Source organism: Pseudomonas sp. NPDC089743 (assembly GCF_044748785.1).
GTDB classification, from domain to species: domain Bacteria; phylum Pseudomonadota; class Gammaproteobacteria; order Pseudomonadales; family Pseudomonadaceae; genus Aquipseudomonas; species Aquipseudomonas putida_X.
Genome location: NZ_JBIVGS010000005.1, coordinates 170732 through 189531, shown reverse-complemented (window position 1 = coordinate 189531; position 18800 = coordinate 170732). Strand labels below are relative to the sequence as shown.

Annotated in this window: 14 protein-coding genes; 10 read left to right on the top strand and 4 right to left on the bottom strand. The window is 62.5% G+C overall.

Going from position 1 to position 18800, the window contains the following annotated elements; genetic code table 11:
* The first annotated feature begins 8 nt into the window (after positions 1–8).
* From ACIPZC_RS11800 to ACIPZC_RS11780, 5 genes are all read left to right on the top strand, one after another.
* A complete protein-coding gene (locus ACIPZC_RS11800; protein WP_241803136.1) occupies positions 9–383 on the top strand; it encodes a phage holin family protein in 375 nt (124 codons plus the stop codon).
* Positions 380–709 carry a hypothetical protein gene (locus ACIPZC_RS11795; protein ID WP_241803135.1) on the top strand — a complete coding sequence of 110 codons (330 nt, stop codon included), beginning with the start codon at positions 380–382 and terminating at the stop codon, positions 707–709. The genes ACIPZC_RS11800 and ACIPZC_RS11795 overlap by 4 nt, the downstream gene beginning before the upstream one ends.
* A gap of 162 nt (positions 710–871) precedes the next feature.
* On the top strand, positions 872–2203 hold the full coding sequence (locus ACIPZC_RS11790; protein ID WP_400627049.1) for a deoxyguanosinetriphosphate triphosphohydrolase: 1332 nt from the start codon (positions 872–874) through the stop codon (positions 2201–2203).
* A gap of 279 nt (positions 2204–2482) precedes the next feature.
* Positions 2483–3103 (top strand): response regulator transcription factor, encoded by a 621-nt coding sequence (locus tag ACIPZC_RS11785; protein WP_241803133.1) that lies wholly within the window; start codon positions 2483–2485, stop codon positions 3101–3103.
* Between the two features lie 8 nt (positions 3104–3111).
* The gene (locus tag ACIPZC_RS11780) at positions 3112–6714 is read left to right on the top strand and encodes a transporter substrate-binding domain-containing protein (protein WP_400627047.1); all 3603 of its coding nucleotides are present in this window, start codon (positions 3112–3114) and stop codon (positions 6712–6714) included.
* A 39-nt stretch (positions 6715–6753) separates the two neighbouring features.
* Here ACIPZC_RS11780 and ACIPZC_RS11775 read toward each other — a convergent pair whose 3' ends face one another.
* Positions 6754–7098, bottom strand: a complete 345-nt coding sequence (locus ACIPZC_RS11775) for a YggL family protein (protein ID WP_267822222.1) — start codon at positions 7096–7098, stop codon at positions 6754–6756.
* A gap of 187 nt (positions 7099–7285) precedes the next feature.
* Here ACIPZC_RS11775 and dacB point away from each other — a divergent pair, with 187 nt between their 5' ends.
* Entirely contained in the window at positions 7286–8749 is a 1464-nt protein-coding gene (gene dacB / locus ACIPZC_RS11770) for a D-alanyl-D-alanine carboxypeptidase/D-alanyl-D-alanine-endopeptidase (protein ID WP_241803116.1), read from the top strand.
* 172 nt (positions 8750–8921) lie between these two features.
* Here the strand turns inward: dacB and ACIPZC_RS11765 are convergent, their stop codons facing one another.
* Together ACIPZC_RS11765 and rlmKL are read right to left on the bottom strand one after the other, a co-directional pair.
* Complete coding sequence (locus ACIPZC_RS11765; protein WP_400627044.1) at positions 8922–11312, bottom strand: diguanylate cyclase; 2391 nt, start codon at positions 11310–11312, stop codon at positions 8922–8924.
* A gap of 94 nt (positions 11313–11406) precedes the next feature.
* Entirely contained in the window at positions 11407–13599 is a 2193-nt protein-coding gene (gene rlmKL, locus ACIPZC_RS11760) for a bifunctional 23S rRNA (guanine(2069)-N(7))-methyltransferase RlmK/23S rRNA (guanine(2445)-N(2))-methyltransferase RlmL (RefSeq protein ID WP_400627042.1), read from the bottom strand.
* A gap of 562 nt (positions 13600–14161) precedes the next feature.
* On the opposite strand from rlmKL, the gene rmf reads away from it, so the two are divergent.
* Positions 14162–14377, top strand: a complete 216-nt coding sequence (rmf, locus tag ACIPZC_RS11755; RefSeq protein ID WP_003248687.1) for a ribosome modulation factor — start codon at positions 14162–14164, stop codon at positions 14375–14377.
* Between the two features lie 98 nt (positions 14378–14475).
* On the opposite strand, the gene ACIPZC_RS11750 is transcribed toward rmf, so the two are convergent.
* Positions 14476–15501: a quinone-dependent dihydroorotate dehydrogenase gene (locus tag ACIPZC_RS11750; RefSeq protein WP_241803113.1), complete on the bottom strand. Its 1026-nt coding sequence runs from the start codon at positions 15499–15501 to the stop codon at positions 14476–14478.
* 127 nt (positions 15502–15628) lie between these two features.
* On the opposite strand from ACIPZC_RS11750, the gene ACIPZC_RS11745 reads away from it, so the two are divergent.
* The 3 genes from ACIPZC_RS11745 (at position 15629) to ACIPZC_RS11735 (ending at position 18794) form a co-directional block, all read left to right on the top strand.
* Positions 15629–16831, top strand: a complete 1203-nt coding sequence (locus ACIPZC_RS11745) for a CmpA/NrtA family ABC transporter substrate-binding protein (RefSeq protein WP_400627040.1) — start codon at positions 15629–15631, stop codon at positions 16829–16831.
* An 11-nt stretch (positions 16832–16842) separates the two neighbouring features.
* Positions 16843–17418, top strand: a complete 576-nt coding sequence (locus ACIPZC_RS11740; protein ID WP_254467401.1) for an ANTAR domain-containing response regulator — start codon at positions 16843–16845, stop codon at positions 17416–17418.
* Positions 17419–17582: 164 nt separating this feature from the next.
* Positions 17583–18794, top strand: coding sequence for a NarK/NasA family nitrate transporter (locus tag ACIPZC_RS11735; RefSeq protein WP_241803111.1), 1212 nt, complete (start codon positions 17583–17585; stop codon positions 18792–18794).
* Positions 18795–18800: the final 6 nt, after the last annotated feature.

Sequence of the window (18800 nt, the reverse complement as noted above, 5' to 3'; positions counted from 1 at the left end):
GAGCTTCCATGGACAATGACGCCATTGGCACCGGCGCTTCGGGCAGGCGCCTGGGCGCCGCGATTCTGGGGCTGCTGCATAGCCATATCGAACTGTTCGGTATCGAACTGCAGGAGCAGAAAGGACGCACCCTGAGCCTGTTGCTGTTCGCCGGCCTGGCGCTGGTGTTCGCCCTGCTGCTGCTGACAGCCCTGTCAGGCCTGCTGCTGGTGTTGCTGTGGGACAGCTATCGCCTGGCCGGGATAATCGGCCTGTGTGTGTTTTATGGTGTGGCTGCGCTGTATTGCGGCCTTCGCTTGAAAGCCGCGGTGTTCGACGAGTCTTCGCCGTTTGGCGCCACCCTCGAAGAACTTGCCAAGGATCGGGAGCGTCTGCTGCCATGAGCCTGCCTGAACTACCCAATACACGTAACCCACGAGAGCTGCGCAAAGCCCTGCTGCGCCTGCGCATGGAGATGCACCGCCAGCAAATCCGCCAGGAGTCCGGGCAAATGCTGCAGCCACTGCACCGCCTGCGCGGCATGGGCGGCTCACTGCATGATGGCCTGGGCATCAAGCACGCGCCTCTATGGGGCATTGGTGCGGTCGTGGCGCTGGGCTTTCTGACCGGCAAAGGGGTGCGCAGCGGCAACCTGTCGCGGCTGGTGCGCCTGGGCACTACCCTGCTGCCGCTGGTGAAGCTGTATCTGCAAGGCCCACGGCGCTCCTGAGCCACCACCAGAGCCGTCAATCACAGGTGAGCCACGCGTTTGCAGCGTGGCTCGCACCTGTGAGCGACGGCTTGCCGACGATAAGGCCGGTAGCGATTTTCCGCTTGCACAGCCCCGCGCGACACCGGAAGCTACGCCATTCGACCTACAGGAGAGCGAGCCTTGGACTGGCATACCCTGCTCACCCGCGAGCGCCTGGGCAAAGCCCTGTACAGCCCTGAGGAACTGGGGCGCAGCCCCTTCCACAAGGACCACGACCGGATCATCTTCTCAGGCGCGTTTCGCCGCCTGGGGCGCAAGACCCAGGTTCACCCCGTTTCCAGCAACGACCACATTCACACGCGCCTGACCCATTCCCTCGAGGTTAGCTGTGTAGGGCGCTCACTGGGCATGCGCGTCGGCGAAACGTTGCGGGGCAGCCTGCCTGACTGGTGCGAACCCAGTGACCTGGGCATGATCGTGCAGTCCGCCTGCCTGGCCCACGACATCGGCAACCCACCGTTCGGCCACTCAGGCGAAGATGCCATCCGCCATTGGTTCCAGCAGGCTGCAGGGCGCGGCTGGCTGGATGACATGACGGATGACGAGCGCGGCGACTTCCTCAACTTCGAAGGCAATGCCCAAGGCTTTCGCGTGCTCACCCAGCTTGAGTATCACCAGTTCGACGGCGGTACCCGCCTGACCTACGCCACCCTGGGTACCTATCTGAAGTACCCCTGGACCGCCCGGCATGCCGATGCCCTGGGGTACAAGAAGCACAAGTTCGGCTGCTACCAAAGCGAACTGCCGCTGCTAGAACAGATCGCCCAGAAGCTCGGCCTGCCCTTACTGGAGGAGCAACGCTGGGCGCGCCATCCGCTGGTCTATCTGATGGAGGCAGCCGATGACATCTGCTACGGGCTGATCGACCTGGAAGATGGCCTGGAGATGGAGCTGCTGCAGTACGCCGAAGTGGAAGCACTGTTGCTGGACCTGGTCGGCGATGACTTGCCAGAAACCTATCGCCAGCTTGGCCCTGCAGATTCGCGGCGACGCAAGCTGGCGATCTTGCGTGGCAAAGCCATCGAGCACCTGACCAACGCCGCTGCGAGCGCCTTCGTCGAGCAACAGCAGGCCTTGCTTGCCGGGCAATTGAGCGGCGACCTGGTCGAGCACATGCATGGCCCGGCCAAGCGCTGCGTGCTTCAGGCCAAGGACATGGCACGCAACAAGATATTCCAGGACAAGCGCAAAACGCTGCACGAAATCGGTGCCTACACCACCCTGGAAATCCTCCTCAACACCTTCTGTGCTGCCGCCCTGGAGCAGCATGGCGGGCGCACCCCGTCCTTCAAGAGCCGCCGCGTACTGGATCTGATTGGTAACAATGCCCCCCACCCGCATGATTCTCTGCACAAAGCCTTCCTGCGCATGATCGATTTCATCGCCGGCATGACCGACAGCTATGCCAGCGAGATGGCCCGCGAGATGACCGGCCGCTCCAGCCCGACCTGAACCTGGGTGCTGCCGCATGCCTTTACGTATGCGGCCCCTTTTATTGAAGGATATTTCCTACAAATGTCGCCAACTGTTAAACAGAAAGAGCATCTCCAAATAAAAAGTTACCAATAGACCTTTGACACTGATTCAAACTCTTACGCTTCGTAGCTCTAATTGCTTTCCACTGTAAGCCATTTCCCATATACGTTTAATCGCCCCACTTCACACCCCATGTCAGATGCAACTGGGTTAAGGTGCCCCCCTGCCTCGTCATCCGCCGTAGGGAAGTTGAACATGCACTCCGTATTTATTGTCGATGACCACCCCGTCATCCGCCTGGCTGTCCGTATGCTGCTTGAAAACCAGAACTACAAAGTCGTCGGCGAGTCGGACAATGGCGTGGACGCCATGCAGATGATCCGCGAAACGCTGCCCGACCTGGTGATTCTGGATATCAGCATCCCCAAGCTGGACGGCCTGGAGGTCCTCTCGCGCTTTCAGGCCATGGCGTTGCCGCTGAAGGTGCTGGTCCTCACCGCGCAATCGCCCGCGCTGTTCGCCGTACGCTGCATGCACTCGGGTGCAGCAGGCTATGTGTGCAAACAGGAAGACCTGAGCGAGTTGCTCAGCGCTATCAAGGCGGTACTTGCCGGATACAACTATTTCCCCAGCCAGGCCATCCACACCGACCACGAAACAGCGGATAACGATCTGCGGCTTTTCCGCCAGGTCAATGATCGTGAACTTATGGTGCTGCAACTTTTCGCCCAAGGGCGCAGCAACAAGGAAATTGCCAAAGGCATGTTTCTGAGCAACAAGACCGTCAGTACCTACAAGAAGCGCCTGATGCAGAAACTCCAGGTCGACACCTTGGTCGACCTTATTGAGATGGCCAAACGCAACGCGCTGGTCTGAGGTGTCACATGGCGCGACTTCTTGCCTGGCTGGCCCTTGCACTGCCATTGGCCTGCTGCCCAGCGCAGGCTTCTCAGCTTGAGGCGGTGCCGTATTCCCTGCTTTCCCGCTCCTCGGCCCCACCGGTCACCCCACAGCTGACCGCGCAACAGCGGGAATGGCTGATGGGCCGCCAATACCTGAAGCTGGGCACGTCTGCACCCGACTATCCGCCGTTCGACATAACCAGTGGCGGCCGCGACTATCAAGGCCTTACCGCCGAATATGCCAGCCTGATCGGCAAGGTCCTGCAAGTGCCGATTCGAGTGCTGCGCTACCCCAACCGGCAAGCTGCGGTAGAGGCGCTCAAGAAAGGTGAGATCGACCTGCTCGGCAGCGCCAATGGCTATGAAGCAGCGAGCGATGGCCTGGCGCTTTCGGACCCTTATGCCGTGGACCAGCCAGTGCTGGTGACCCGCGAAGACGAACGCCGCACACTCAACCCGGGCATGGCGGGCATGCGCCTGGGCATGCTGTATCACTATCTGCCCCGAGAAGAAGTCAGCACTGTCTATCCCAAAGCAGAACTGCTGGCCTTCGGTTCATCTTCCCAAGCCCTCAATGCCGTAGCGTTCGGGCAGGCTGACGTGTTCATCGGCGATACCATCTCCACGCACTACCAGCTCAACCGCGGCCACCTGCCGCGCCTGCGCATGGCCAGCTTCGGCAAACATGAAAGCGTCGGCTTCAGTTTTGCGATGCGTGCGCAAGATACCATTCTCAAGGATCTGGTGAACCTGGCCCTGGACCGCCAGCCAGCTGCCGTGCGCGCCAGCATCTTCAAACGCTGGAGTGCCGGCAGCGACCTGCTGCTGAGCGAGCGCAAACTGCAGCTCACGGCCGAAGAAGAGCAGTGGTTGCGCCGCCACCCTGTGATGCAGGTGGCTATCGACGAAACGGCTGCACCGCTGTCGTATTTCGACGGCAATGGCCATTTCCGCGGGATCACCGCCGACCTGCTGGACCTGATCCGCCTGCGTACAGGCCTGCGCTTCGAAGTGCAGCGCGCCAACGGCATCGCTGAGATGATCGCCCGACTCGAGGACGGGCGCGTGAACATGATCGCAGCGCTTGCCGTGGATGACATGAGCGAGGAGCACTTGCAGCTCAGCCGGCCGTACCTGGAAAGCACCTATGTGCTGGTGACGCGCACCGAAACGCCCCAGTACACCTCACTGGAACACTTGCAGGGCCGGCGCATCGCCATCACCCGCTACAGCGAAATGTCCAAACTGCTGACAACCCGATACCCGCAGACCGGCTGGATCGAGACCGAGAGCCCCTACTATTCCATGGCACTGCTGAGCAGTGGTGCAGTCGATGCCGTCATCACGACCTTGATCGATGCCAACCATGCCGTGGCAGGTAACGCCAAACTGGTGATCCGCAGCACGGTCGGTACCGAGCCTGCGAGCTTCGCCATGGCCACCTCCGCACAGGAAACAGAACTGGCATCGATCCTGGACAAGGCGCTGCTGAGTATTTCGCCGGAAGAACTGGGGGTGATCAACAACCGCTGGAGTGGCTACAGCCAGCATGACGACAGCAACTGGCTGGGTTTCAGGCGCCTTGCCATGCAAGTGTTGCTGGGGACCGCCGTGCTGCTGTTGGGGGCGCTGCTGTGGAACGCTCGGTTGCGCCGCCAGATCAAACAGCGCCAGCACGCTGAACGTGCCCTGAGCGATCAACTGGAGTTCATGGGCGCACTGCTCAACGGCACCCCGCACCCCATGTACGTAAGGGACAGAGCGGGCTGTTTGCAAAGCTGCAATGCCAGTTACCTGGAAGCGGTGCAGGCGACCCACGAAGAGGTCATCGGCAAGCGCCTAGAGGACAGCCTGTTCGCAGGGTCGGACAGCACTCGCCAGATCCATGCCGACTATCTGCAGGTGATGGCCGCCGGCGTTCCGTTGATCATCGACCGCCCCTTGCGGCTCAAGGATCGCGAAATCACCATCTACCACTGGATCCTGCCGTACCGTGATTCACTCGGTGAGGTCCAGGGAATCATCGGTGGCTGGATCGACATCAGCGAGCGGCGCAAGCTGGTGCAGGAGCTGCGCGAGGCCAAGCAATTGGCTGATGATGCCAACCGCGCCAAAAGCACCTTCCTGGCTACCATCAGCCATGAGATCCGCACCCCGATGAACGCGGTCATCGGCATGCTCGAACTGGCGGTCAAGCGTGCCCATCAAGGGCAGATCGATCGCACCTCCCTGGAAGTCGCCCACCATTCGGCCAAGGACCTGCTGGGCCTGATCGGTGACATCCTGGATATCGTGCGTATCGAATCTGGCCACCTGTCCCTTGCACCCGAGCCGGTCGACCTTGCGGCACTGGTCGAATCGGTGAGCCGCGTGTTCGATGGCCAGGCACGGCAAAAAGGCCTGGCCTTCGACGTCGAGATCGACCCCAGCGCACGCTGCCACGTCCTGCTCGACCCCTTACGCTTCAAGCAGATCCTGTCCAACCTGATCAGCAATGCCATCAAGTTCACCGGGCAGGGTCAGGTGCGCATCAGCCTCAGCCTGCATGAAGAAGCCCCCTCAGTGCCTCCGAGCCTGGAGCTGGAAGTGCGTGACACGGGCATCGGCATTCACGACGATGACTTGCAACGGCTGTTCAATCCCTTCGTTCAGGCCAACCCACACAGCCAGGGCGCTCGCGCCGGCACCGGCCTGGGCCTGGCCATCTGCCGTAGCCTGTGCGAAATGATGGGCGCGAGCCTGAGCATCAAGAGCGTGCCGGATTTCGGCACGCAGGTTCGCTTCAGCGTCCCGCTGCAACGTGTAGACGCTCTGCCGCCGCAGGTGCTGGAAGCCGATGACATGGACGTCCCCGATGCCCGGCTGAAGGTGCTGGTGATCGACGACCACCCGGCCAACCTGATGCTGATGGCGCAACAGCTGGGCTACCTTGGCCTGAGCCAGGCCACTGCCAGCGATGGCAGCGAAGGCCTGGAAAAATGGCGCGAAGGGCAATTCGACGTGATCGTCCTCGATTGCAACATGCCGCACATGAACGGTTATCAGCTTGCCGCCGCCGTGCGCGCCGAAGAACGCCAGAACGGGCGTACTCCCTGCGTGATCCTGGGCTATACCGCCAACGCCCAGCCCGAAGTCAGGCAGAAGTGCCTAAGTGTCGGGATGGACGACTGCCTGCTCAAACCCATCAGCCTGCGCACCTTGAGCCAACGCCTGGCCAATATCACCCCCCGGCGGGAGCGGCCCGCAAAGGAGGCACCGTTCCATCTCGAAGGTCTGCGCAGTATCGTTGGCGATAACCCCAACGACCATGAGCGGTTTCTCAAGGCGTTGCTGATGAGCCTGCAGCAGGACCTGGCAACGCTCATGGGCCTGAACCCTGAAGCCCAGCCCGAGGCCATCGCCGAGCAGGCACACAAGATCCTCAGCGCGGCGCGGATGCTGGAAGCGCAGCACTTGATGGCGGCCTGTGAGGCCTTGGAACAGAACGGGTTGCCCGCAGCGCAGCTGAAACAGCGGCGACAGGCTTTGGCACGGCACATGCGCCGCGTAGAGAAAGCCTTGGCCAGAGAACTGACCAAGCCTTGATGAAGCGGCCGCCCTAACGGGCGCCGCTTCAGCCGAGCATCAGGAAGCCGGGTTGATCGGCTTTTCCGGGTACCAGGCGTCCAGCAGCGGGCTGACTTCGATGGAGGTCAGTTCGCTGCGGCCTTTGAGCCAGGCTTCGACAGCGGCACGTTGCTCTTCGCTGACCGAGCCACGTTCTGCCAGGCAAACCAGGCCGAAATCATCACCACCGACATAGTCCAGGCCGTTGGCGTCCATGGCTTCTGCCAGGAAGGCGTCGAGGAAGGCATCGATGGCTTCGTCGGACAGGTCTTCCTTGAAACCCAGGTTCAATTCGAAACCCAGCTCCTGGAATTCATCAACGCACAGCTTCTTGCGCAGACGACGGGAACGGTTGGTAGCCATGAAACAATCCTCTTGAGTAATAACGCGCGGCACTTTAACAGTTTCCGCAGTACAACGGCGCTTTTCCGTCGAACGTGGCGCATGAGTGCTGCGCTTGGGGCATAATGCGCACTATATTTCGTAGAGGGGCCATCATCTCTTACAGCCCCTATGTCTTTTTCCCTCGTCCGCAGGGTATGAATCTCATATGATCAAATCGCTCCGCCCCCTCGTTCTCGCCGGCATGCTCCTGCCGTTCGCCCTGCCCAGCCAGGCTGCGGCTGTAAACACCACGCTGCCACCCAAGGTTCAGCAAGCGCTCAAAGCCAGCAAACTGCAGGACAGCGCACTGTCACTGGTGATGCTGCCGCTCAATGGCCCTGGCACGCCGACCGTGTTCAACGCCGATGTGTCGGTCAACCCGGCCTCGACCATGAAGCTGGTCACCACCTATGCAGCCCTCGAACTGCTCGGCCCGACATTCCAGTGGAAGACCGAGTTCTACACCGATGGCACCCTGAGCAACGGCGTGCTCAACGGCAACCTGTACCTCAAGGGCGGCGGTGACCCCAAGCTGAACATGGAGAAACTGTGGCTGCTGATGCGTGACCTGCGCGCCAACGGCGTGCGCACCATTACCGGCGACCTGGTGCTGGACCGTAGCCACTTCGTACAGCCCAACCTGCCGCATTTCAATGATGACGGCGGCGACATGAACAAGCCCTTCCTGGTCAAGCCCGACTCCTTGCTGGTCAACCTCAAGGCCCTGCGCTTCGTCGCCCGCAACGATGGCGGCAAAGTGACTGTCGCCGTTGAGCCACCCATTGCGAGCATTCGCATCGACAACCAGGTCAAGGCAGTTGCCTCCAGAAAGTGCACTGGCGATGTACGCTACAACCCGGTGCCTCAAGCCGATGGCATGAATGTGGTGGTCAGCGGCCAGTTGGGCGATGGCTGCAACTCGCAGACCTACCTCGCGCTGCTCGATCACCCGACCTATGCCGCCGGTGCCGTGCGCGCGATCTGGAACGAGCTCGGTGGCAGCATCCAGGGCCGTGACCGCATCGAGAACGTGCCCAAGGGCGCGCGCCTGCTGGCACGGGCCTTCTCGCCCGACCTGGTGGAGGTGATCCGGGACATCAACAAGTACAGCAACAACACCATGGCCCAACAGCTGTTTCTGAGCCTTGGCGCACAGTTCCGTACCGACGCCGATGGCGACGATGCCCGCGCCGCCCAACGCGTGATTCGCCAGTGGTTGGCCAAGAAAGGTATCACCGCGCCGCACCTGGTGATGGAAAACGGCTCGGGCCTGTCGCGTGCTGAACGGGTAAGCACCCGGGAAATGGCTGCATTGCTGCAAGCGGCGTGGAATAGCCCCTACTCCGCCGAGTTCATCAGTTCGATGCCATTGGTGGGGATGGACGGCACCATGCGCAAGCGCCTCAAGCGCACCGCCATGGCCGGCGAAGGCCACATCAAGACGGGCACCCTGAATACCGTACGCGCCATCGCGGGCTTCAGCCGTGACAGCAACGGCAATACCTGGGCAGTGGCGGCGATCCTCAACGACCCGAAACCCTGGGGTGCATCGCAGGTACTCGACCAGGTACTGCTGGACCTGTATCGCCAACCCAAAGCCGGTAACCGGACGGCAGGCGTCAACCCATGATCTGACTCCAACAGATCCGGCCTCATCGCCGGCAAGCTGGCTGCCACTTGGATTTGCGCCGGCTTTTAGAAATTGGGCAAGGCGGGTGCTGTCACAGGCAAAGCGCAGGCCTTGAGAACTGCGCGGTTGGGGTGGGAGCCGGCTTGCCGGCGATGAGGCCGGTGCGCACACCTCAGTTCAATTCTGCCTCGACACGATCCCTGCCTGCCTGCTTGGCTGCATAGACGCCAGCATCAGCCCGCAGCAACAGGGCATCGGCACCCTCCCCCGGCCGCCATCCAGCCACGCCAAAACTGGCGGTCACTTTGCCAACGCCTTCGACAGGCACATTGCGCACGCCGTGCCACAGTTCCATCGCCAACAGCCGCGCCTGTTCGGCGCTGCTGCCTGGGCACAGCACCATGAACTCTTCCCCGCCAAGCCGGCAGAAAACGTCGGTACGCCGCAAGCGCTGACCGATGCGCTGGCACAAGCTGCGCAGCACATGATCCCCCACGGCATGACCGTACTGGTCGTTGATCCTCTTGAAGTGGTCGATGTCGAGCATGATCACTGCCAGTTCCTGATCATCACGCTGGGCTCGGTCCAGTTCGGCCTTCAGCCGCTCCTGGAAGTAACGGCGGTTGTGGATACCGGTCAGGGCATCGGTCACCGACAGCTTACGCAAATCCTCCTCCACACCCTTGAGGTCGGAAATGTCGGTCAGGTAACCATGCCAGAGCGTACAACCGTCTTCACCGACCTCGGGCGTGGCCTCGCCGCGCACCCAGCGCAAACCGGCTTTGGGCAGGCACACCCGGTACTCTTCACGCCAAGGGGACAGGTGTTCGGCCGAGTCGCGCACGGAGCGTCGCACGCGCTCAAGGTCATCGGCATGAATGCGCTCGAACACCACCGTGGCGTCCTTCTGCAGCAACTGCAAGTCGATTTCGTAGATATCGAACAGCCCTTGGCTGGCGTAGGGGAAACACGAGTGGCCGTTGGCGTCCAGGCGATACTGATAAATGCCGCCCGGCACCTCGGCACTGAGCTTCTCCAGCAGCCGATCACGCATCGCCAGCGCCTCATGCACACGACGCTGCTCGGTGACATCGATGCAAATTGCCAGGTAACCCACCCAAAGCCCCTGCTCGTCGAGCACTGCGGTCACCAGCATGTTGGCCAACAGCTGGCTGCCGTCCTTGCGCACCAAGGTCCACTCGCCTGGCTGCGCGCCACCGCCCTGCAAGGTCTCGGCGAACATCGCCTGGCCACCGTCAATGTGACGCCCGTAGCGCAGGCTCAGGGCATGGGCGCGCTGGCTGAGGTCCTCAGGCAGGACCAGGTGTTCCAGATGAAGATGCCCGACCGCTTCGCTGGCCGCGTAACCCAGCATGCGTTCGGCACCGGCATTGAAGGTACTGACCACGCCCTTGAGGCTGGTCGCGATGATAGCGACCTGGGTAGCAGCATCAAGCACACTGCGCAGCTGATTATGCGTCTCGCGCAACGACTGCTCGCTGACCCGCAACTGCGCGGTACGCTGCTCCACCAGCTTGAGCGCCCGTTGCCGCTGGCTGAACAGGCTGTACAGCAACGCACTGAGCAACAGGCTCAGCAGGCCACCGAGCAAGCCCACAGCCAGCGCTGCCGAGGAGCGGTTGCCCTGCATGAATACCTGGCTGGGGCGGATATCAAGCTGGTAATGATGGTCGGCCAGGTGCAGCAGCTGCGTGCTGACCAACGCCAATGGCGCGGCCGAGTTCTGCGAGTCGAACAACAACTCATGGCCATCGCGCCCACTGGGGTCGACGATGCGTACCACCAGGTTGTCCTCGGCAATGGCCGGCAGGCCGTCCGTGATCAGTTGCCGCAGGTTCAGCAGCGCCATGGCATACCCTGCAGGGCCGTCAGCCTGCGCGGTGTAGAACACCGGCGCGACCATCAACAGCCCGCGGGCGTAGCCCGGCGCCACACTGATCATGTCCAGCGGCGCCGACACTGCCATGCTACCGGGCTCCACGGCACGCATCAGGGTCTGGTCACGTACCGCCTGGCCGCGCAGGTCCAGCCCGTAGGGTTGCCCCTGCATCTGGGTTGCTTGGGTGTAAAGCACAGGGAAGTAGTGATCACGTGGCGGCGCCGGGTGCCAATCGCCCCCCTCGTCCAGGTCACGGATCAAGTAGGCCTGACCCAACGCAGCACTGGCCTGGCGCTCGAACGCCCGCCGCTGCGCGCCTTCGACCCGCGGCGCCCACGAGTAAGCCTGGGTACGACGCAGCAAGGGGCGGGCGTAGCCGTTGAACTCGCTTGGGGTGACTTCGTTGGAGAAGCTGAAAAAGCGGCGCAAGCTGTCCAGGCGCTGCTCCTGGTCATCGAAGCGCTCGGCGATACGGCTATAGCGCTCGCTGGCCAGCAGCTCGAAGCGCTGGCGCAGTTGCTGCTTGTAAAACGCATGCGTGGCCAGCGCCAGGGCAATCGACAGCAAGCTGCCGGCCACCAGCGCCACCAATGCCACCGCCCAGGCAGCCATCGCCTGGCTGCACAGGCCCAACACCTTCGCACGCACGCCATACTTCGACATAGCTCGGTCTCGTCACGTCAGCGTCCTGCGAAAATCATGGCCCTGTGCTGAGTTATAGCTATTGGCCATTAGCGATGCAACGTTGCCTGTCGCATTAGCGCAGTTGCAGGCGCCAGGCGCGGTGGATGCGATTGTTGCGGGCAAAATCCGGGTCCAGTGTCTGCGCCGTGATTTCCTCCACCACGTACCGCGCAGCCAGGTGCTCATCGAGCTGGAACTTGCGGAAGTTGTTGGAGAAATACAGCACGCCACCGGGGGCCAGGCGCGCCATGGCCAGGTCGAGCAATTGCACGTGGTCACGCTGCACGTCGAACACACCTTCCATGCGTTTGGAGTTGGAGAAGGTTGGCGGGTCGATGAAGACCAGGTCGTAGGTGTCGCGATTGGCTTCCAGCCAGGCCATGACATCGCCCTGCTCCAAGCGGTTGCGCTCGGAGAAACCGTTCAGCGACAGGTTGCGCCGCGCCCAGTCCAGGTAGGTCTTGGACAGGTCGACGCTGGTGGTACTGCGCGCACCGCCCTTGGCAGCATGTACGCTGGCCGTCGCGGTGTAGCAGAACAGGTTCAGGAAGCGCTTGCCGGCGGCCTCACGCTGGATGCGCATGCGCATCGGGCGGTGGTCGAGGAACAGGCCCGTGTCGAGGTAGTCGGTGAGGTTGACCAGCAGCTTGACGCCACCTTCACTGACCTCATGGAAGCGCCCTTCGGTGGCCTGGCGCTCATACTGGCGGGTGCCGCTCTGCCGCTCACGGCGCTTGAGCACCACATGCTGCGGGTCGACGCCCAGCGCCTGGGGGATCGCCGACAAGGCATCGAGCAGGCGCGCCTGGGCCTTTTCCGGGTCGATCGAGCGTGGCGCGGCGTACTCCTGCACGTGGACCCAATCCTGATAGAGGTCGACCGCCAAGGCATATTCAGGCATATCGGCATCGTACACGCGGTAGCAGTCGATCTGCTCCTTGCGCGCCCACTTGCCCAGTTGCTTGAGGTTCTTCTGCAGGCGGTTGGCGAACATCTGAGCGCCTTCGGACAGGCGTGCAGGCTCATTGGCTACCGGCAGCGGTCGGCGGGTATCGCCGCTCTCGGCCTGGGCCTCGCGACGCTCGCCGGTGACGAACTGATCAGGCTGCACCTTGAAAAGCAGCAGTTTGCACGGCAGCGCGCCGTTCCAGAACGCATATTGCTTGTGGCTGCGGATGCCCATGCGCTTGCCCAACTCCGGCGCACCGGTGAACACCGCCGCTTCCCAGCCCATGCACGCCTGGCGCAAGCGCTCGCCGAGGTTCTGGTAGAGATACAGCAAGCTGGCCTCATCACCCAGACGCTCGCCATAGGGCGGGTTACTGATGACCAGGCCCTTCTGGTTCTGATCAGGGCGCGGCTCGAAGCTGGCGACTTCCCCTTGGTAGATCTTGACCCAGTCGCTCAGGCCTGCGCGTTCGACGTTGTTGCGCCCCGGCTGGATCAGCCGTGGGTCTGCCTCGTAGCCGCGAATCCACAGCGGCGGCTTGGCCAGCCCAGCCTGTGCACGGGCCTGCGCCTCTTCGTGAACCTTGCGCCAGGTGGCCGGCACATGGCCAAGCCAGGCACTGAAGCCCCAGCGCTCACGCTTGAGGTTGGGTGCCATATCGGCGGCGATCATGGCCGCCTCGACCAGGAAGGTACCTACACCGCACATCGGGTCGGCCAGAGCGCCACCCTCGGCGGCGATTCGTGGCCACCCGGCACGGATGAGCACTGCCGCTGCCAGGTTTTCCTTGAGTGGCGCAGCACCCTGCTGCAGACGATATCCGCGCTGGTGCAGGCTGTGGCCGGAGAGGTCGAGCGAAAGAATTGCCTCGCCACGGTCCAGGCGCAGGTGTACACGCACGTCCGGGTCGACCTTCTCCACCGACGGGCGCAAGCCTTCACGGTTGCGCAGCTTGTCGACGATGGCGTCCTTGACCTTCAGAGCGCCGAAGTGGGTGTTGTCGATGCCCGAGCCATGGCCACTGAATTCGACCGCCAGGCTACCGTCGGCCGCCAGGTGATCGGCCCAGTCGACAGCGTTCACACCGTCGTAGAGGTCGTCGGCGTTTTTCATGTTGAAGCGCTTGAGCACCAACAGCACGCGGTTGGCAAGGCGTGACCAGAGGCACAGGCGGTAGGCGGTTTCCATGTCGGCCGCGCCGCGGATGGCCGAGGTGTGCTCACGCACATCGTCAAGGCCCAGGGCCTTGGCCTCTTCGGCAAGCAGGCCTTCCAGGCCTTTGGGGCAGGTGAGATAAAGTTCGAAACGGTCCGACATGTGTATTCCAGAGCCTTGGGCTATTTGATTGACGAGGTGACGCATCGCCCCGCCGATGTTTGCCCGAACGCCCTTCCAGCAAGCGTCCGAGTGGCCTTTGGCTGCGCGACATGCTGCAGCTGATGGGCCGGGCCGCCTGATCGATCCACTCTCGCCGGTGGCAGAGAGAGCTTAGATCATCAGGCAGTACATAAAATTTCTACCGATTTCAGGGTTGATGTGACCCTTCGTCGCATTACCAGATATTTCTTTCATCGCAGCGCAACGCTGGCGAAATGACGTCAAGGTTCAGCAAACCCCGATCATAGCGGGCTCAACGTCAAACAAGGTTGAGTCGCATTTATTTACTTATCCCCTCACCCTTGGAAACGTTACGTCCTTATGACAAATCGATCATTCCCTCGGTGACTCGCATTCGTTAGAACTGGTCTCAGGCCGCTTCGCAACGAGGTGGCACTTTCAGCCCGCCACGCCGGCAGCGGGCGCAAACCGGCAGAAAGACTCTGCCCGGCCTCGGAGAGGCCGACGGGACATTACAGTCAACAAGTGAGGGCAACACCCTATGAGAAGACTTAAGCGTGATCCGTTGGAAAGAGCATATTCACGTGGCTACCAATACGGGGTCACCGGCAAATCCCGCGAACTTTGCCCCTTCAATCTTCCTTCTGTTCGCCAAGCCTGGATCAACGGCTGGCGTGAAGGTCGCGGTGATAACTGGGACGGAATGACTGGCACCGCTGGCATCCATAGACTCAACGAAAATCACGCCGTTGGCTGAACGAGGACACTGAATTCGAGTCACCATGCACGCCCCATCCGGGCGGCGGGCTAAGGCCCAGGGGCCCCTTGATGGGGCCCTTTTTTATGCTTGCGTGATCATGCCCGCGGCATGGCAGCGATCGCATCCACCGCTTCACGGATCAGCGCCGGCCCCTTATAGATGAAGCCTGAGTAGATCTGCACCAGGCTCGCGCCAGCGGCGATCTTCTCTGCGGCGTGACGGCCTTCGGTGATACCACCGGCAGCGATGATCGGCATCTTGCCGTTGAGCTCGGCCGACAACACCTTGACGATATGGGTGCTCTTTTCCAGTACCGGTGCACCGGAAAGGCCGCCCGCCTCCCCGCCATACGGCAGGTTTTCAACGCCTTCACGGCCCATGGTGGTGTTGGTGGCGATCACCGCATCCATGCCCGATTCCATCAGCGTTGCCGCCACCAGCGCAGTTTCTTCATCACTCATGTCCGGCGCGATCTTTATCGCCAGCGGTACACGCTTGCCATGCTCGCCAGCCAGCTGTTCGCGGCGCTCGGCCAGGGCATCGAGCAGTTGCTTGAGCGAATCACCGAACTGCAGGCTGCGAAGGCCTGGGGTATTGGGCGAGCTGATGTTCACCGTTACGTAGCTGGCGTGGCCATAGACCTTGTTCAGGCAGATCAGGTAATCGTCGACCGCGCGCTCAACCGGGGTGTCGAAGTTCTTGCCGATGTTGATGCCCAGCACGCCGCTGTAACGCGCGGCGCGCACCCGCTCGAGCAGGTGATCGACGCCCAGGTTGTTGAAGCCCATGCGGTTGATGATTGCCGTCGCCTCTGGCAGGCGGAACAAACGCGGCTTCGGGTTGCCCGGCTGCGCTCGCGGGGTCACGGTGCCGATCTCGACAAAACCGAAGCCCAGCTGGGCAAAGCCATCGATGGCCGCGCCATTCTTGTCCAGGCCTGCCGCCAGCCCAACCGGGTTGGCGAAGTTCAAGCCCATTACCGACACCGGCAATGCCGCCGGCTGCTTGCACAGCGCGCCGTTGAGCCCGAGGCGGCCACCGGCGCCGATCAGGTCCAGGGACAGGTCATGGGAGGTTTCCGGGGAAAGCTTGAACAGCAGCTGGCGGGCCAGGGTATACATGGGCGGGCAAGGCTCGGGGTAAGTGAGGGTGCGATTATAGCCAGCGCGCGGCCGGCATGACAGCGCCTTGGCACATGCGTTGCTACATCGCCTGCACACAGCCTATTCAGTACAGGCGAGGATCTACGTGAATACATCACCCCTGGCATGGGTCAACGGCAGCGACGCACCCGAAAAAACCAGCCTCGACATCGGCTTCATGGCGTTGACCGATTGTGCGTCGGTGGTGGTCGCAGCCACCCAGGGCTTCGCCCAGCAACACGGCCTGACCCTGAACCTCAAACGCCAGGGCTCATGGGCAGGCCTGCGCGACAAACTGGCCAGCGGTGAACTGGATGCCGCGCATTGCCTCTATGGCCTGGTCTATGCCGTGCACCTGGGCATCGGCGGGGTACCGGCCAGGGACATGGCGGTGCTCATGGGGCTGAACCAGAATGCCCAGGCCATCAACCTGTCCCCCGCACTTCAACGCAAGGGTGTGACCACACCTGATGCACTGGCACGCCAAGTGCACCAGCAGGGGGCAAAACTGACCTTCGCCCAGACATTCCCCACTGGCACCCATGCCATGTGGCTGTATTACTGGCTGGCAAGCCAAGGTATTCACCCCCTGCACGACGTCAACAGCGTGGTGGTGCCACCGGCGCAGATGATGGCGCACATCCAGGCTGGCCGTATCGATGGCTTCTGCGTCGGCGAACCCTGGGCCGGCGCCGCCGTGGCGCAGGGCCAGGGTTTTACCTTGGCCACCAGCCAGTCGATCTGGGCCGACCACCCGGAAAAGGTCCTGGCCTGCGCCCGCACTTTCGCCGAGCAATACCCCAACAGCGCCCGGGCGCTGATCAAAGCGGTCCTCGCCGCCAGCCGCTTCATTGAACAAAGCCAGGAAAATCGCCACGGCACCGCGCAACTGCTCAGTAGCAGCGCCTACCTGGATACGCCCCTTGAAAACGTCGAACCGCGCCTGCTCGGGGTGTATCAGGACGGCCTAGGCAACCACTGGCAGGACCCGCATGCCCTGCGCCTGTTCGATCAGGGGCGGGCCAATGTGCCTTACCTGTCCGATGGCATGTGGTTCATGACCCAGTTCCGTCGCTGGGGGCTGCTGCGCGATGATCCCGACTACCTCGACGTCGCGCGCCAGGTCCAGCAGCTGACGCTTTACCAGCAGGCCGCCGATGCACTCGGCGTGGCTTGCCCTGGCACGCCCATGCGCAGCAGCGTGCTGATCGACGGCATCGGGTGGGATGGCAGCGACCCCTACGCTTATGCCCGCAGCTTCAGCCTGCACGCCTTGGGCGATACGCCCGATGCCCGTATCGGCCTGTGAGGGGCACCTACATGCTGCGCATCCTGCTGATCGACGATACCCAGAACAAGCTCGGCCGCCTCAAGGCTGCACTGCGCGAGGCCGGCTTCGAGGTGATCGAGGCGCCAGACTTAACCATCGACCTGCCGGCCTGCGTCGAAATGGTGCGCCCGGACGTGGTATTGATCGATACCGATTCACCCGACCGCGATGTGATGGAACAGGTGGTGATGGTCAGCCGCGACCAGCCACGGCCAATTGTGCTGTTCACCGACGAGCATGATCCCGGGGTGATGCGCCAGGCGATCCAGGCCGGGGTCAGCGCGTACATCGTCGAAGGCATCCACGCCGCCCGCTTGCAGCCCATCCTGGATGTAGCCATGGCCCGCTTCGAAAGCGACCAAGCGCTCAAGGCCCAGCTGCAGGCCCGCGACCAGCAACTGGCCGAACGCAAACGTATCGAGCAGGCCAAGGGCCTGTTGATGAAAATGAAAGACTGCAACGAAGAACAGGCGTACACCCTGATGCGCCGCCAGGCCATGAGCCGCCAGCAGAAGCTGATCCAGGTGGCTGAGCAGATCATCGCCATGCACGAAATGCTGGGCTAGGCAGCGGCCGTACAATGTTGGCCCAGCTCTTGCTGAAGATATCGCACCGGTAGCCAACGGCGGTTGCCCACAAACCCCGACAAAGACGTCGCTCACCCCTCCACGCCAGTGGGCCGGGTAGCGGCGTCTTTTCGTTTCCGTTGCATTGCCGAGTGAGGTGTTCGATGAGTACCAGCTTCTGGAAATCCGGGCATGTGCCCACGCTGTTCGCTGCGTTCCTGTATTTCGACCTGAGCTTCATGGTGTGGTACCTGCTCGGCCCGCTGGCCGTCCAGATCGCCGCCGACCTGCAACTGAGTGCACAACAGCGGGGCCTGATGGTCGCGACGCCCATCCTCGCCGGTGCCGTGCTGCGCTTTGTCATGGGCCTGCTGGTCGACCGTCTCTCACCGAAAACCGCCGGGCTGATCGGCCAGGTCATCGTTATTGTCGCCCTGGCCTGCGCCTGGTACCTGGGCGTGCACAGCTTCGAACAAGCCCTGCTGCTCGGCGTGTTCCTCGGCGTTGCCGGCGCCTCGTTCGCCGTGTCGCTGCCGCTGGCCTCGCAATGGTATCCGCCGCAGCATCAGGGCAAGGCGATGGGCATCGCTGGCGCAGGCAACTCCGGCACCGTCTTCGCCGCGTTGCTGGCCCCGGTGCTGGCTGCAGGCTTTGGCTGGAACAATGTGTTCGGTTTCGCCGTGATCCCGCTGCTGCTAACGGTGGTCGTGTTCGCCCTGCTCGCGCGCAATGCACCACAACGGCCCAAGCCAAAAGCCATGGCCGACTACCTCAAGGCGCTGGGTGATCGCGACAGCTGGTGGTTCATGTTCTTCTACAGCGTCACCTTCGGCGGCTTCATCGGCCTGGCCAGCGCCCTGCCCGGCTATTTCAGCGACCAGTATGGCCTCAGCCCGATCACCGCGGGCTACTACACCGCCGCCTGCGTGTTCGCCGGCAGCCTGATGCGCCCGCTGGGCGGCGCCCTGGCTGACCGTTTCGGGGGCATCCGCACCCTGCTTGGCATGTACAGCGTGGCCGCCATCTGCATTGCTGCCGTGGGCTTCAACCTGCCCAGCGCCACCGCGGCCCTGGCGTTGTTCGTCAGTGCCATGCTTGGCTTGGGCGCGGGCAACGGCGCGGTGTTCCAGTTGGTCCCGCAACGCTTCCGCCAGGAGATCGGTGTGATGACCGGGCTGATCGGCATGGCTGGCGGCATCGGCGGCTTCCTGCTGGCGGCCGGGCTCGGCACCATCAAGCAGCACACCGGTGACTACCAGATGGGCCTGTGGCTGTTCGCTAGCCTGGGCCTGCTGGCCTGGTTCGGGCTGCACGGGGTCAAGCAGCGCTGGCGCACCACCTGGGGCTCTGCCGCGGTCACTGCGGCGCGGGTCTGAGGCGAA